This is a genomic window from Pectobacterium sp. PL64 (genome assembly GCF_022477975.1).
Lineage (GTDB): Bacteria > Pseudomonadota > Gammaproteobacteria > Enterobacterales > Enterobacteriaceae > Pectobacterium > Pectobacterium jejuense.
Genome location: NZ_CP092070.1, coordinates 543,346 through 557,950 on the forward strand (window position 1 = coordinate 543,346; position 14,605 = coordinate 557,950).

Annotated in this window: 14 protein-coding genes; 10 read left to right on the forward strand and 4 right to left on the reverse strand. The window is 51.5% G+C overall.

Annotated elements, in window-relative coordinates; genetic code table 11:
• The first annotated feature begins 284 nt into the window (after window positions 1-284).
• The 5 genes from HP572_RS02400 to HP572_RS02420 all read left to right on the forward strand — a co-directional run bounded on the left by HP572_RS02400 (window position 285) and on the right by HP572_RS02420 (window position 4,449).
• Window positions 285-1,961, forward strand: a complete 1,677-nt coding sequence (locus tag HP572_RS02400) for an amidohydrolase (protein WP_240585676.1) — start codon at window positions 285-287, stop codon at window positions 1,959-1,961.
• Between the two features lie 310 nt (window positions 1,962-2,271).
• Window positions 2,272-2,718, forward strand: coding sequence for a MarR family winged helix-turn-helix transcriptional regulator (locus tag HP572_RS02405; RefSeq protein ID WP_240584697.1), 447 nt, complete (start codon window positions 2,272-2,274; stop codon window positions 2,716-2,718).
• A gap of 91 nt (window positions 2,719-2,809) precedes the next feature.
• A complete protein-coding gene (locus HP572_RS02410) occupies window positions 2,810-3,160 on the forward strand; it encodes a YqcC family protein (protein ID WP_240584698.1) in 351 nt (116 codons plus the stop codon).
• Window positions 3,153-3,938 carry a tRNA pseudouridine(65) synthase TruC gene (gene truC, locus HP572_RS02415; RefSeq protein WP_095702031.1) on the forward strand — a complete coding sequence of 262 codons (786 nt, stop codon included), beginning with the start codon at window positions 3,153-3,155 and terminating at the stop codon, window positions 3,936-3,938. Before HP572_RS02410 ends, truC begins: the two co-directional genes overlap by 8 nt.
• 55 nt (window positions 3,939-3,993) lie before the next feature.
• On the forward strand, window positions 3,994-4,449 hold the full coding sequence (locus tag HP572_RS02420; protein ID WP_205552931.1) for a flavodoxin: 456 nt from the start codon (window positions 3,994-3,996) through the stop codon (window positions 4,447-4,449).
• Between the two features lie 73 nt (window positions 4,450-4,522).
• Here the strand turns inward: HP572_RS02420 and HP572_RS02425 are convergent, their stop codons facing one another.
• The 4 genes from HP572_RS02425 to map form a co-directional block, all read right to left on the reverse strand.
• Window positions 4,523-4,912, reverse strand: coding sequence for a DUF3461 family protein (locus HP572_RS02425; protein ID WP_010284811.1), 390 nt, complete (start codon window positions 4,910-4,912; stop codon window positions 4,523-4,525).
• Between the two features lie 155 nt (window positions 4,913-5,067).
• Window positions 5,068-5,895, reverse strand: a complete 828-nt coding sequence (dapD, locus tag HP572_RS02430) for a 2,3,4,5-tetrahydropyridine-2,6-dicarboxylate N-succinyltransferase (RefSeq protein ID WP_010284812.1) — start codon at window positions 5,893-5,895, stop codon at window positions 5,068-5,070.
• Window positions 5,896-5,923: 28 nt separating this feature from the next.
• On the reverse strand, window positions 5,924-8,638 hold the full coding sequence (gene glnD, locus HP572_RS02435; protein ID WP_039510962.1) for a bifunctional uridylyltransferase/uridylyl-removing protein GlnD: 2,715 nt from the start codon (window positions 8,636-8,638) through the stop codon (window positions 5,924-5,926).
• Window positions 8,639-8,680: 42 nt separating this feature from the next.
• On the reverse strand, window positions 8,681-9,475 hold the full coding sequence (map, locus tag HP572_RS02440; RefSeq protein WP_014914446.1) for a type I methionyl aminopeptidase: 795 nt from the start codon (window positions 9,473-9,475) through the stop codon (window positions 8,681-8,683).
• Window positions 9,476-9,819: 344 nt separating this feature from the next.
• Here map and rpsB point away from each other — a divergent pair, with 344 nt between their 5' ends.
• The 5 genes from rpsB to ispC all read left to right on the forward strand — a co-directional run bounded on the left by rpsB (window position 9,820) and on the right by ispC (window position 14,546).
• A complete protein-coding gene (gene rpsB, locus HP572_RS02445) occupies window positions 9,820-10,545 on the forward strand; it encodes a 30S ribosomal protein S2 (RefSeq protein WP_010284816.1) in 726 nt (241 codons plus the stop codon).
• A gap of 134 nt (window positions 10,546-10,679) precedes the next feature.
• Window positions 10,680-11,531, forward strand: a complete 852-nt coding sequence (gene tsf / locus HP572_RS02450) for a translation elongation factor Ts (protein WP_010296401.1) — start codon at window positions 10,680-10,682, stop codon at window positions 11,529-11,531.
• A 155-nt stretch (window positions 11,532-11,686) separates the two neighbouring features.
• Window positions 11,687-12,412: a UMP kinase gene (gene pyrH / locus HP572_RS02455; protein ID WP_010284821.1), complete on the forward strand. Its 726-nt coding sequence runs from the start codon at window positions 11,687-11,689 to the stop codon at window positions 12,410-12,412.
• A 136-nt stretch (window positions 12,413-12,548) separates the two neighbouring features.
• Window positions 12,549-13,106 (forward strand): ribosome recycling factor, encoded by a 558-nt coding sequence (frr, locus tag HP572_RS02460; RefSeq protein ID WP_014914447.1) that lies wholly within the window; start codon window positions 12,549-12,551, stop codon window positions 13,104-13,106.
• Between the two features lie 243 nt (window positions 13,107-13,349).
• Window positions 13,350-14,546 (forward strand): 1-deoxy-D-xylulose-5-phosphate reductoisomerase, encoded by a 1,197-nt coding sequence (ispC, locus tag HP572_RS02465; protein WP_240584699.1) that lies wholly within the window; start codon window positions 13,350-13,352, stop codon window positions 14,544-14,546.
• Window positions 14,547-14,605: the final 59 nt, after the last annotated feature.

Sequence of the window (14,605 nt, forward strand, 5' to 3'; positions counted from 1 at the left end):
AGGGATGCAAATGTGTAGCGGGATAGCTATAAAACGAACCGGGGGTACTGAGCAATCAGTACCCCCAATTTTTTGCCTGTATTATTTTTTCCTGTATTACAAACGCCTTTCCCCTGAGCGCAGAGATGTAGCGCCCGCGAAGCAGAAATACGCAAAACGTGATACCTAAGTCATCGCTGAATATTTACGTTTAGACAGCGTGCAGAATTTGCAATTAGTCTGAAAATTTACTAAATTAATTTTTTAGTAAATTATCGGACTATTTAGCAAAGGAAAATGCAGTGATGAAATTCAATGTAAAAATGCTGTCAGTCACACTCGGTCTGTTCACCAGTCACGCCTTCGCACACACCGTCTATGAAAATGCACGGATTTATACCGTTAACGATCGGCAGCCAACGGCGTCCGTTCTGGTGGTTGATCAGGGCAAAATTATCTACATCGGTGGAAGTGATGACGCAAAGCCATTCAAAGCAACGGCGACTGAGTTGGTTGATGTAGAAGGAAAAACGGTACTGCCTGGCTTTATTGAAAGTCACGCTCATCCTGCAACGGTAGCCGTGATGGAAGCGGGTGATTTTGTGTATGTTAACGGCGCAGCAACCCTGCCGCAGATTCTTAGCCAATTAAAAGCGTATTTAGCCGTACACCCGAAAGCCCACTATTTGTTGGCGCAAGGATTTAATGTTGCCTCGCTGGGGTTGCCGCAAGGAACGTTGCCGACTGCTGCTGATTTAGACGCGGTGTCTGAGAGCGTTCCGATCGTGGTCTATGACAGCGGTATGCACGCAGGGTGGGCGAATAGTGCAGCGTTGAAGGTCGCCCGCGTCAATGCGAACACGCCCGATCCTATTCCAGGTAAGCATTATTTTGAGCGCGATAACAAAGGCAATCCTACCGGTTTTATGCACGAAAGTGCGATGCACAATGTTATCGATGCACAGCAATTTAACGCGGTCGAGAACGTTGCCGAGAAACTCCAACCGATTTTAAAGACCTACCACTCGCTGGGTTTTACAGCGATTACCGACGTCGGCGATACGTTTAGCACGACAGTGGCTGCCATTGCTCGCTTAAACGATCAGGGGAAGCTGAAGGTCTATTATCAGCGCGGTTATTTTTATGATGCGGCCAAATCGACTGCACAAAATATTGCCAGCTTTAAAGCCCTGCGTGAAAAATATCATCAGGGTAATTTGTCGATGAATCTGTATAAATTATTTATGGATGGCACGATTGAAATGGATTCAGGGGCGATGTACCTGCCTTATCCCAACGGTAACGTCGTCGAGCCATTTTTAAGCCAGCAACAGATTAACGACAATGTCGCTGCGGCGTTGAAAGCGGGCTTCTCTGTGCATGTACACGCGATAGGCGATAAAGCACAGCAGTCGATTTTAGACGCCTTTGAGGCTAACAAAAAAATTAACCCGCAGTTGGCCCGCGTGATTGCCCACAACCAGGTGTTTGAGCCGCAGGGCGTGCAGAAGTTTGCCGCCATGAAAGACAATTTATTCCTGCAAACGACGCCAAACTGGGCGGTGATGTATGAAAAAGATGAAACCAAGGGCAAAATTGGCCACGACGCTTATCATCACCAATTCCTGCTCGGACAAGCGGCACGCGAGGGCGTCGCGGTAACGTTCGGCTCTGATTATCCTGCGAATACCTTTGATGCGGTGAACCCGTTCAGTCAAATGTATCATGCCATCAAACGCGGTCAGCCAAATGCCGGCTATCTCCCCCCAACCGAGGCGGCAATGACATTCAGCCAAAGCTTGCAGGCTTACACGATTAATGGCGCGAAGCAGCTTGGTATTAGCGACATCACCGGCAGTCTTGAAGAAGGAAAAAATGCCGACTTTATTATCGTGGATACCGATATTGGCAATGCGGATCTGGAAAAACTGAAAGATACCAAGGTGTTGGCGACCTATTTCAAAGGGGAAAAAGTGTACTAACGTACATCGTACCCAATACCGTTCGTATCCAATATAGTTCTTATCCAATAGCGTTCTTATCCAATATAGTGCTGCGGCATGGAAAGCCGTCGCCGAATGACTTCCCCGGAAGCTGGCGAGCGTCAGTGACTGGGGAAGTGGCAACGCGGAGTTGAGCGGCTGCCGTTCCCAATAGCGCAAAGCCTATGGATGGGTCAGGTAATTCTATCAATGCCTCTGTCACCCGAAATATGTTGGGTAGATAATGCAGTGCGTGGATTTTATTACCCTGGCGATTTTAAGCGATTAGCCCATTTGTAGGATATTTCATATGCACCGATTAGATGAGTTAGGCAGACAACTCAATCACCTTGATAACTTGTTTCAGCAATGGATGAAGAAGTTAGGCTTTAATCAAAACGCCTTTGCGGTGCTGCACTCTTTGGCGGTATCCCCTGACGGAAAATGCACGCAAAAATACATTTGTGAGCGATGGAGTCTGCCCAAACAAACCGTGTTTAGCATCTGCAAGTTATTCAAAGAACAAGGGCTGATTGATATCACCGAAAGCGAACATGACAAGCGGGAAAAGATCCTGACGCTGACTGAGCGGGGGAAAAAGCGTACTCAACCGATTTTGACGCAATCGCAGATATTAAGTGAGCGCGCTTTTGGGGCGCTGGGCCAAGAGCAAACGCAGCAACTGTTCTCCAATTTAGAGGGATTTTGCACGCTGTTTGAGCAAGAAATGGAGAATGTGCCTGGGGTGAGTGAGTAGCCGAGTTGTCTTTTCACTGGCGATTGGGTCAGGCTGATATCAGTGCTATGCTTTGCCGCCATTACTGTTGGCGTCAAGGGCGAGAAACCGCATGAGTAGAGAGAACCAGGTTCGTCAGTCATTATTCGATATTGAGCGCGCGTTGAGGGAAAGCCCTTTCTGGCAGGTTGTCCCGCCGGAAGAGGAGGCGTTTAACAGCACCGAGCCCTTCAGCCTCGATACCATGAAACCCGAAGAGTGGTTGCAGTGGGTCTTTTTGCCGCGTATGCATGCCTTATTGGACAGCGAGCTCGCACTGCCCGCTGAGCTGGTTTTACTGCCTTATTTTGAAGAAGCACTGGAAGGCACGCCAGAAGAGACGGCTACGGTTCTATTGCGTATCGGGCAGCTTGATGAACTGTTCCGCCCGGATGCACAGGATGGCGCAACGCACGATGCTTGAGATTATTTATCAGGATGAGCATCTGGTCGCCGTCAATAAACCCAGCGGCTGGTTAGTCCATCGTAGCTGGCTGGATCGCAAAGAAAAAGTCGTGGTGATGCAGACTGTGCGCGATCAGATCGGGCAGCATGTGTATACCGTTCATCGTCTCGACAGGCCGACATCCGGCGTGTTGCTGCTCGCGCTGTCCAGCGAGGTCGCGCGTGCGTTATCCCAGCAGTTTGAATCGCATCAGATGCAGAAAATGTATCATGCCGTTGTGCGGGGCTATGTGCTGGATGATGGTGTGATCGATTATGCGCTCACCGAAGAGCTGGACAAGATTGCCGACAAATTTACCAATCCTGATAAGGCTCCGCAGCCTGCCGTCACGCATTACCGTTCTTTGGCGCAGGTGGAGATGCCGGTTGCCATCGGCCGTTACCCAACGGCACGCTACAGTCTGATGGAGTTGAAGCCACAGACCGGGCGCAAACACCAACTCCGCCGTCATATGTCACATATCCACCATCCGATTATCGGCGATACCGCGCACGGCGACCTGCGACACAATCGCGGTATGGAATCGCACTTCTCCTGCGGCAGGCTCATGCTGCACGCCAGCGAGTTACAGCTGAATCATCCGGTGAGCGGGCAGCCATTGACGTTGCAAGCACGTTGGGATGCGCCGTGGCAGGGTGTGATGACACAGTTTGGCTGGCAGGGGATTCTCCCTGAGTTTGAAGGGGTTGAGTTTCCTGCCGACTCAGGTCAGGATAGCGAGCATTCCGTCGGGTAATACCTGGCGTATTACTTTTAATTAAATATATCGAATTAAAAAGGGAGTCAGAAGCATGGCGCAGATTGGTATTTTTGTTGGTACGGTCTACGGGAATGCATTGCTGGTGGCCGAAGAAGCCGAAAATATCCTCAGGGATCGTGGCCATGACGTTAAGGTCTTTGAAGATGCGACGCTGGAGTCTTGGCTGGACTACCGCGAACATACGGTTTTAGTTGTCACGTCGACGACGGGGCAAGGCCAGTTGCCTGATTCTATTGTTCCGCTTTACGCTGCACTGCGTGAGAAAGGCGGTTACCAGCCTGCGCTGCGCTACGGCGTGATTGCGCTGGGCGACAGCAGTTACCCGAACTTCTGCGCGGGTGGCCATCTTTTCGATGCGTTATTGCAGGAAATCGGTGCTAAGCGCCTGGGTGATGTGTTGGACGTTGATGCCGTCGAGCACCCTGAGCCGGAAGTGATTTCATGCCCGTGGGTTGAAGCATGGGCTGATTTGGTTGACGCGCAGTAATGCCGTGCTGAAATGACAAACGGGAGCCTGTTGTGCTCCCGTTTTCGTTTGCGGTCTGTTGAGATCATCGCGCTTAGCGATTCTTGGTCAGCTTCTCTAAATCCGCTTCGATTTCGGTAATTTTGTTGGAAACCACGCTTTCCAGATGACGCAGATCGTCAAGGATTTTGCGTTTCAGATCGACTTCAACCTGTTCCTGCTGGCAGATCTTGTCTAATTCATCAATCACGTAGCGCAGATTTGGGCTGATCTCGTTGATCTCTTTGTAGCCCTGTCCAGAATTGTCTGCCACGATGGTTTTGCGCTGGCGCGGATACTTGAACTTCACGCTTTTAGCGAAAAACTCGCCCTTATCTTTACGAAAATAGATCTTCAGGATGTCGTTGTTTGCTTCCTGACGCAGGCTATAGCGATCGATATCATCGGGATTGGTAATGCCCAGGCTTTTTAGATTGTCATACATAGCGTCACCTTCTCGGTTTTTAGATAGTCCTGATTATCATGCCAGCGAGAACCTACGCTGTTTATACCCGCCATACCGAAGTATTTAGGGAACATATAAATAACTTATCTCTCGTACATAAAAAAACGGCGGGTGATTAACCCGCCGTTTCTAGTTTAGTCGATGGAGCGTAATAACTCATTGATACCCACTTTAGCGCGGGTTTTCGCATCCACTTTCTTCACAATGATTGCACAGTACAGGCTGTGGCTGCCATCTTTGGACGGCAGGTTGCCGGAAACCACAACTGAGCCAGCCGGGACGCGGCCATAGTGAATTTCACCAGTTTCACGATCGTAAATACGGGTGCTTTGGCTGATGAACACGCCCATGGAGATGACGGAACCTTCCTCAACAACAACGCCTTCCACGACTTCAGAACGCGCACCGATGAAGCAGTTATCTTCGATGATGGTTGGGTTAGCCTGTAACGGCTCCAGAACGCCACCGATGCCGACGCCACCGGACAGGTGAACATTTTTACCGATCTGCGCACAAGAACCGACGGTTACCCACGTATCGACCATCGTGCCTTCATCAACGTAAGCGCCGATGTTGACGTAAGACGGCATCAGCACGGTGTTGCGTGCGATATAAGCACCGCGACGCACGCTGGCTGGCGGTGCAACGCGCACGCCTTCACGCTGGAAACGCGCTTCATCATAGTCAGCGAATTTCATTGGTACTTTGTCGAAAAAGCGTGTTTCTCCGCCTTCGATAAGTTGGTTATCGTTAATACGGAAAGAGAGCAGCACGGCTTTCTTCAGCCACTGATGGGTAACCCACTGGCCGTCGATTTTCTCTGCAACGCGCAGCGCGCCGCTATCCAGTAGGTTGATAGCCTGATTGACGGCTTCACGCGTGACGGTGTCTGTGTTTGCCGGAGTGATTTCAGCGCGGCGCTCGAAAGCCGTCTCAATGATGTTCTGTAATTGTTGGTGCATCCTGATTTCTCTTTCCTGATTGTAAAAATTAACTCAATGGTACTTTATCGTTTGGGTTAAGGGCTTCTGTCAACCGTTCTTGCAATTTAAGGCGTAAATCCGGCTTTAATGCCCGTCTGTCGCTGTCGGCCAGAATGAAAAGATCCTCTACCCGTTCGCCGATCGTGGAAATGCGTGCGCCGTGCAGCGACAGGTTAAGATCGGCAAAAATTTCACCGATACGTGCCAGCAGCCCCGGTTGGTCAAGCGCGCTGAGCTCCATGTAGCTGCGTCTGTCCGTGTGCGTCGGCAGGAAGTTGACTTCCGTTGGTACGCTGAAGTGCCGCAGCTTGGGCGACGGTCGGCGTACGCGCGGATGTTGATAGCTCCGGTGTGTCAGCGCCTGTTCCAGCGCGTGGCGTATCATTTCATGCCGATCTTGCGCCAACGGACTGCCGTCCGGTTCCAGCACGATGAACGTATCCATCGCCATGCCGTCGCGGCTGGTGAAAATCTGTGCATCGTGCACGCTTAGGTTGCGTCTATCCAGTTCACCAGCGACCGCTGCGAAAAGATAAGGTCTGTCTGGACTCCAGATAAAAATCTCTGTACCGCCACGGCTGGCCTGATGGCTGATCAGCACCAGCGGTTTGTTGACATCATGCTCCAGCAAGTGGCGCGCGTGCCAGGCAAGCTGGTTTGGCGAATGGCGCAGGAAATAATCGGCCCGGCAGCGGCTCCAGATGTGGTGCAGCGCTTCTTCATCAATATTGTCCATACGCAGCAGCGCCAGCGCCTGCAAACGGTGATGCCGGACACGTTCGCGTAAATCTGGCGTATTTTGCATGCCGCGGCGCAGCTGTTTTTCCGTCGCGAAATAGAGTTCACGCAACAGGCTCTGTTTCCAGCTGTTCCACAGCGTTTCATTGGTGGCACAGATATCCGCAACCGTCAGGCTGACCAGATAGCGCAGACGGGTTTCGCTCTGCACTTCCGTAGCAAATTGCTGAATGACGGTGGGATCCTGAATGTCACGACGCTGTGCGGTGACGGACATCAGCAGGTGGCAGCGCACCAGCCAGGAAACCAGCTGAGCTTCACGCGAATTCAGTCCGTGCAGCGCCGCAAACTCCAGCACATCCTGCGCGCCCAGTTCAGAGTGATCGCCCCCACGGCCTTTGGCGATATCGTGGAACAGCGCGGCCAGCAGCAATAATTCGGGCTGGGGCAGGCGAGGGTAGAGCTCGACGCACAGCGGATGCTGTGGCCGCGTATCCTCGTCGGCGAAGCTTTCCAGCTTGAGCAGAACGCGGATCGTGTGCTCATCCACTGTATAAGCGTGAAACAGATCGAACTGCATCTGACCGACGATGTTTCCCCACAGCGGCATATATGCCCACAGCACACTATGGCGATGCATTGGCAGCAGCGCGCGGCTTACTGCATGCGGGTGGCGCAGAATATTCATAAACAGCTGGCGCGCTTCTGGGATGGTGCAAAGCGGGCTGGCGAGATGGCGACGAGCATGGCGCAGTTGGCGCAACGTGGTGGAGTAAATGCCGCTGATGTCGCGGTTGCGTACCATCAGGTAGAACATGCGCATGATGGCTTCCGGCTTTTTGATAAACAGGTTTTCATCGCGCAGATCTAGCAGATTGCCGCGTAGCTGAAATTCATCATCAATCGGGCGGGGCTTTTCACTCGCGTCCAGCGCCAGAATTGCTTCGTCAAAGAGCTGCAACAGCATCTGGTTCAACTCGCTGACGCGACGCGTCATACGGTAGAAATCCTTCATCATGCGTTCGACTGGCGTGTTGCCTTCGCCCTGATACTGCAGCAGCTGTGCGACGTTCAACTGCCTGTCGAACAGCAGCCGGTTGTCGTAACGCGGCAGGATCAAATGCAGGGCGAAGCGGATGCGCCACAAAAAGCTTTGGCACTCGTTCAGCTCTTTACGCTCGGCCTCGGTTAGAAAACCGAAACCTACCATTTCATTGAGCGACGTCGCGCCGAAGTGGCGTCTCGCGACCCACAGCAGCGTGTGAATGTCGCGTAGCCCGCCCGGGCTGCTCTTGATGTCGGGTTCCAGATTGTAGCTGGTGCTGTGGTAGCGCTGATGGCGTTCCTGCTGTTCGGCGATTTTTGCCGGGAAAAACGTGTCTGACGGCCAAAATTCATCACTGAATACGTTTTTTTGCAGCGAGAGAAATAGGGCGACGTCGCCGCATATCATGCGGGATTCGATCAGGTTGGTGGCGACGGAAATATCGGCGCGTCCTTCCTGTAAGCACTCTTCCAACGTTCTGACGCTGTGGCCAACTTCCAGCTTCAAATCCCACAGTAGGGTGATGAATTGGCCTACGCGCTGGGAATGTTCTTCACTCAGCGCGGTCTGGCTTAATACCAGCACGTCGATATCGGAAAGCGGGTGCAGCTCACCGCGGCCATATCCGCCTACGGCGACCAGCGACGTTTGCGCGATATTTTCAAAGCCGTAGAAATACCATAGCCGCTGCAACAGGCGATCGATGAACAAGGTTCTGGCATCAATCAGCTTTTCTGCGCTGACGCCGGAGCGGAATTCTGAACCGAGCCAAAGCTGAAACAGTTCCAACTGCTGTTTTAACGTCTGACAATCTAGCATGTCATCCGCGTAGGTCAGCGGTGAAGCGGGCAACTGTGCGGGTGCAATGGGGTCTATAGGGCTGTTTGATGAGGCAGCGTCAGGTGGTGTACTGTCTGGCGAAAAGCGGTTATCTGTCATAGCGCAGCCCATAAAAAAAGCCGGCATCTGCCGGCTTAGTGTTTACTGTTCATGCGTGATGATGTTGGGGATGGTGTCATCCTTTCGCAACGTCATTATTTCGCAGCCGTTATCGGTTACCACAATAGTATGCTCGTACTGTGCCGACAAGCTGCGATCTTTGGTTTTTACCGTCCAGCCGTCTTTCATCGTACGAATACGGTAATCACCGGCATTGAGCATAGGCTCGATCGTGAATGCCATACCCGCTTGCAGCACGACGCCACCGTCGTCTGCATCGTAGTGCAGCACCTGTGGCTCTTCGTGGAAGCCCTTGCCGATGCCGTGACCGCAATACTCACGCACTACGGAGAAGTTATTCCCTTCCGCAAATTGCTGGATCGCTTTGCCCAGCGTGCGCAGGCGAATGCCCGGCTTAACCATTTTCAGTGCCAGATAGAGGCTTTCCTGCGTGATGCGGCAGAGGCGCTCACCCAGAATGGTGGGTTTGCCGACGATAAACATTTTTGACGTATCGCCGTGGAAATCGTCTTTGATCACGGTGACGTCGATGTTGACGATATCGCCGTCTTTCAAAATGCGTTCTTCGCTAGGAATGCCGTGGCACACCACTTCGTTGATGGAGATGCAGACGGATTTCGGGAAGCCGTGGTAGCCCAGACAAGCAGAAATGGCCTGCTGCTTGTTGGTGATGTGATCGTGACAGATTCTGTCTAATTCGGCAGTGCTCACGCCCGGTACCACGTGGGGTTCGATGATTTCCAGGACTTCGGCAGCCAGACGGCCAGCTACACGCATTTTTTCGATGTCTTCAGGAGTTTTAATTGAAATTGCCATTGATGATTGTCCGCAGGTGCCTGTTAAGCACAAAAATTAAGAGCGATAACTAATAACTTATGTTACCAGCCATGCCGCTGGCTTGCCAAACTATCATTCTGATTTGTGGACGATTGAATAACAAATGTTGGTGTCGCTGGGGGATTTATGGTATAAAGCGCGCCGATGATCCGGCTGGATATCGGTTATACGGTATTCAACCACATCGACTAAACTCACTTTGTGTAAATAACACACACATGTCGGCACGTTCGCCGGGGTGCTCCTGAGGTGTTTCACCGGATGGGGTCGGCGCAATGGGACATGTGGAGGCATAACCCCATACTTAATTAATAGAGGTAATCATGGCAACTGTTTCCATGCGCGATATGCTCAAGGCTGGCGTACACTTTGGTCACCAGACCCGTTACTGGAACCCGAAAATGAAGCCATTCATCTTCGGTGCACGTAACAAAGTTCACATCATCAACCTTGAAAAAACTGTACCAATGTTCAACGACGCTCTGGCTGAGCTGAGCAAAATTGCTTCTCGCAAAGGCAAAATTCTGTTCGTTGGTACTAAGCGCGCAGCAAGCGAAGCGGTAAAAGATGCAGCCAACAACTGCGATCAGTTCTTCGTGAACCATCGTTGGTTGGGCGGTATGCTGACTAACTGGAAAACCGTTCGTCAGTCCATCAAACGTTTGAAAGATCTGGAAACCCAATCTCAAGACGGCACGTTCGACAAGCTGACCAAAAAAGAGGCGCTGATGCGCACTCGTGAACTGGACAAGCTGGAAAACAGCCTGGGCGGTATCAAAGATATGGGCGGTCTGCCAGACGCGCTGTTCGTTATCGACGCCGATCACGAGCACATCGCAATCAAAGAAGCTAACAACCTGGGTATTCCGGTATTCGCAGTGGTTGATACCAACTCCGATCCAGATGGCGTTGACTACATCATCCCTGGTAACGATGACGCAATCCGTGCAGTTAGCCTGTACCTGAGCGCTGTTGCTACTGCTGTCCGCGAAGGCCGTTCTCAAGATCTGGCTGTGCAGGCAGAAGAAGGCTTAGTAGAAGCTGAATAATAAGTCTGGCTCGTTGAGCCCTTATTAACCAGGTAGTACTAGTTTGGTTAGGGGCCTTTTTATGGCCCCTTTTTCACTTTTAAAGCTGTTTGGTCGTGACGGCCAGGCAGAACAAATCTTCCGAGGATTTTAGAATGGCTGAAATTACCGCATCCCTGGTAAAAGAGCTGCGTGAGCGTACCGCTGCGGGCATGATGGAATGTAAGAAAGCGCTGGTTGAAGCTAACGGCGACATCGAGCTGGCAATCGAAAACATGCGTAAATCTGGCGCAATTAAAGCAGCTAAGAAAGCAGGTAACGTTGCTGCTGATGGCGTGATCAAGACTAAGATCGACGGTAACTACGCTGTGATCCTGGAAGTTAACTGCCAGACCGACTTCGTTGCTAAAGACGGTGGTTTCCAGGCATTTGCTGACAAAGTGCTGGACGCTGCGGTTGCAGGCAAAATCACTGACGTTGACGTGTTGAAAGCACAGTTCGAAGAAGAGCGTGTTGCTCTGGTTGCGAAAATTGGTGAGAACATCAACATTCGTCGCGTTTCCGCTCTGGAAGGCGAAGTTCTGGGTAACTACCAACACGGTGCGCGCATCGGTGTTCTGGTTGCCGCTAAAGGCGCTGACGAAGAGCTGGTTAAACACCTGGCTATGCACGTTGCAGCAAGCAAACCAGAATTCGTTAAGCCAGAAGACGTGTCTGCTGAAGTGGTAGAAAAAGAGTACCAGGTTCAGTTAGAAATCGCGATGCAGTCTGGCAAGCCGAAAGAAATCGCAGAGAAAATGGTTGAAGGCCGTATGAAGAAATTCACCGGTGAAGTTTCTCTGACAGGTCAGCCTTTCGTTATGGATCCAGCTAAGTCTGTTGGTCAACTGCTGAAAGAGCACAACGCTGACGTGACTAACTTCATCCGTTTCGAAGTGGGTGAAGGTATTGAGAAAGTTGAGACTGACTTTGCTGCTGAAGTTGCAGCAATGAGCAAGCAGTCTTAATAGCAAAAAAAAGAGCCGCCAGTTGGCGGTTCCTTTTTATCCAGCCCAAAGAGTTTTAGTTCGCTTGGTTTCCTGCATTCAGATAGGAGCCGAGTAGAACAGTTTTGATTTTTACAACCCCCCAATACGACGACAGCCTGTAGGATAAGAACACCATGGCAACCAATGCAAAACCCGTCTATCAACGAATCCTGCTGAAGCTCAGTGGCGAAGCTTTACAGGGAACTGAAGGTTTTGGTATCGATGCGAGCATTCTGGATCGCATGGCTCAGGAAGTGAAAGAACTGGTTGAGTTAGGCATTCAGGTCGGTGTGGTTATCGGCGGTGGTAACCTGTTTCGTGGCGCGGGTCTGGCTAAAGCGGGTATGAACCGCGTTGTGGGCGACCACATGGGAATGCTGGCGACCGTCATGAATGGTCTGGCAATGCGTGATGCGTTGCACCGTGCCTATGTGAACGCTCGCCTGATGTCTGCTATTCCGCTGAATGGCGTCTGTGACAACTACAGCTGGGCAGAGGCGATTAGCCTGCTGCGTAATAACCGCGTAGTGATCTTCTCCGCTGGAACAGGCAACCCTTTCTTCACCACGGATTCTGCGGCTTGTCTGCGCGGCATTGAGATTGAAGCGGATGTCGTATTGAAAGCGACCAAAGTCGATGGCGTCTATTCTGCCGATCCAGTGAAAGATCCTTCAGCGACGATGTACGAAACGCTAACCTATCAAGACGTGTTAGAACGTGAGCTGAAAGTGATGGATCTTGCCGCGTTCACGCTGGCACGCGACCATAATTTACCAATCCGTGTTTTCAACATGAACAAACCTGGCGCACTGCGTCGCGTTGTCATGGGTGAAAAAGAAGGGACGTTGATTAGTCAGTAATAACGGCTCACGCTAATTATGGGGTACTATACTCCCCAGTATTGCGCCATACGCCAGCCGCGCGCTGGCATTAATTATTCACCGGGTCATGTACTGACATGGCCTGCCAGGCAACCAGTTTTCAAGGGTTTACAACGTGACTAATGAAATCAGAAAAGATGCTGAAACGCGCATGGACAAATGTGTTGAAGCGTTTAAAAATCAGATCAGCAAAATCCGTACCGGCCGTGCATCGCCTAGCATTCTCGATGGCATCCAGGTTGAATACTATGGCAGCGCAACGCCACTGCGTCAGGTTGCTAACGTTGTCGTAGAAGATTCCCGTACGCTGGCAATCACCGTATTCGACCGTTCACTTGGCCCGGCAGTTGAGAAAGCGATCATGGCTTCCGACCTCGGCCTGAACCCGTCTTCTGCTGGTACCGTAATCCGTGTTCCGCTGCCACCGTTGACGGAAGAGCGCCGTAAAGACCTGATCAAAGTGGTTCGTGGCGAAGCAGAGCAGGGGCGCGTTTCTGTGCGTAACGTGCGCCGTGATGCTAACGACAAACTGAAAGCGCTGCTGAAAGATAAAGCGATCAGTGAAGATGAAGAACGTCGTGCTCAGGACGACGTGCAGAAGCTGACTGACAACTTCATTAAGAAAGTGGACGTCGCTCTGGCAGAGAAAGAAGCGGAGCTGATGGAGTTCTAATCAGCCTGTTGAATAGTGCGTCGCAGGGAATCTGTGGGCTTGCCCTCTTTTTCCGGCGGCGCTTTATTTTATGGTTATACAAGGAATGGGTGAAGGCCAGCCCCTCTGGGTAGTAAACAATTTTTTGCTGTGTATGTGCCTGCGGCTATCGTGACTGTGATCGATAGCAGAGATATATCATGGTAATCGTCTCAGACTCGTGTACCTTCCTGTCATCAAATCCGGTTATTCAGAGCATTTTTAATGAAGCAACTGACAATTCTTGGTTCCACTGGCTCTATTGGCGTCAGTTCGCTGGCCGTCATTAAAGCCAATCCCGATAAATTTGCCGTACGCGCGTTATCCGCCGGGTACAACGTCAAGTTGATGCTGGAGCAGTGCCTCACTTTCCAACCCGCCTATGCCTCAATGGCTGATGAAGCCTCAGCAACTGCCCTGCGCCGGCAGTTGGCGGAATATGGTTGCAAAACGGAAGTGCTGGCTGGCGAGCAGGCCGCGTGTGACCTTGCTGCATTAGAGGGTGTCGATCAGGTCATGGCCGCGATTGTGGGGGCGGCTGGGTTATTGCCAACACTAGCGGCAATTCATGCCGGAAAACAGGTGTTGCTGGCGAACAAAGAATCACTGGTTACCTGCGGACGCCTGTTCATGGACGCCGTGGCGCAAAGTGGCGCACAGCTTTTACCGATTGATAGCGAACATAATGCGATTTTTCAGAGTTTACCTGAGCAAATTCAGCGTCAATTAGGCTACGCTTCATTGTCGCAGCATGGGGTCGAACGTATTGTTCTGACCGGTTCCGGTGGGCCGTTTCGTGAAACTCCGGTATCGGCGCTGGCAGACATGACGCCAGATCAGGCGTGTGCGCATCCAAACTGGTCAATGGGGCGCAAAATTTCGGTTGATTCTGCCACGATGATGAACAAAGGGCTGGAGTACATCGAAGCGCGCTGGTTGTTTAATGCTTCTGCCGAACAGATGGAAGTCATTATTCATCCGCAGTCGGTGATTCACTCGATGGTGCGTTACCGTGATGGCAGCGTTCTGGCGCAGTTGGGATCGCCCGATATGCGCACGCCGATTGCCCATGCAATGGCTTATCCCGAACGTGTGGCATCGGGTGCAAAAGCGTTAGATTTTTGCCAGATTGGCGCGCTGACATTTTTGGCACCGGACTATGCGCGCTATCCTTGTTTACAGCTCGCTATTGATGCCTGTAATCATGGTCAGTCGGCCACCACGGCATTAAATGCCGCAAATGAAATTGCGGTAGCGGCATTTTTGCAGTCGCAAATCCGTTTTACGGATATTGCGGCGGTAAATCAGCATGTTATTGAACAACTTACATTACCAGAACCCACCAGCGTTGATGATGTTCTGTTTATTGACCGCTGGGCCAGACAGGTCGCAACACAGACCCTGACACATTACGCGCGATAGCGGGATAGCGCCGTGGCACAATTTGTTCATGTGCGGTGGAGGTGGTATAGTCTGCGCCA

Bases quoted from the DNA above. Each gene is read 5' to 3' on its own strand.
- map (WP_014914446.1), bottom strand. From the start codon at position 9,475: ATGGCAATTTCAATTAAAACTCCTGAAGACATCGAAAAAATGCGTGTA.
- tsf (WP_010296401.1), top strand. From the start codon at position 10,680: ATGGCTGAAATTACCGCATCCCTGGTAAAAGAGCTGCGTGAGCGTACC.
- glnD (WP_039510962.1), bottom strand. From the start codon at position 8,638: ATGACAGATAACCGCTTTTCGCCAGACAGTACACCACCTGACGCTGCC.
- HP572_RS02410 (WP_240584698.1), top strand. From the start codon at position 2,810: ATGAGTAGAGAGAACCAGGTTCGTCAGTCATTATTCGATATTGAGCGC.
- HP572_RS02425 (WP_010284811.1), bottom strand. From the start codon at position 4,912: ATGTATGACAATCTAAAAAGCCTGGGCATTACCAATCCCGATGATATC.
- HP572_RS02420 (WP_205552931.1), top strand. From the start codon at position 3,994: ATGGCGCAGATTGGTATTTTTGTTGGTACGGTCTACGGGAATGCATTG.
- pyrH (WP_010284821.1), top strand. From the start codon at position 11,687: ATGGCAACCAATGCAAAACCCGTCTATCAACGAATCCTGCTGAAGCTC.
- rpsB (WP_010284816.1), top strand. From the start codon at position 9,820: ATGGCAACTGTTTCCATGCGCGATATGCTCAAGGCTGGCGTACACTTT.
- HP572_RS02405 (WP_240584697.1), top strand. From the start codon at position 2,272: ATGCACCGATTAGATGAGTTAGGCAGACAACTCAATCACCTTGATAAC.
- truC (WP_095702031.1), top strand. From the start codon at position 3,153: ATGCTTGAGATTATTTATCAGGATGAGCATCTGGTCGCCGTCAATAAA.
- ispC (WP_240584699.1), top strand. From the start codon at position 13,350: ATGAAGCAACTGACAATTCTTGGTTCCACTGGCTCTATTGGCGTCAGT.
- HP572_RS02400 (WP_240585676.1), top strand. From the start codon at position 285: ATGAAATTCAATGTAAAAATGCTGTCAGTCACACTCGGTCTGTTCACC.
- dapD (WP_010284812.1), bottom strand. From the start codon at position 5,895: ATGCACCAACAATTACAGAACATCATTGAGACGGCTTTCGAGCGCCGC.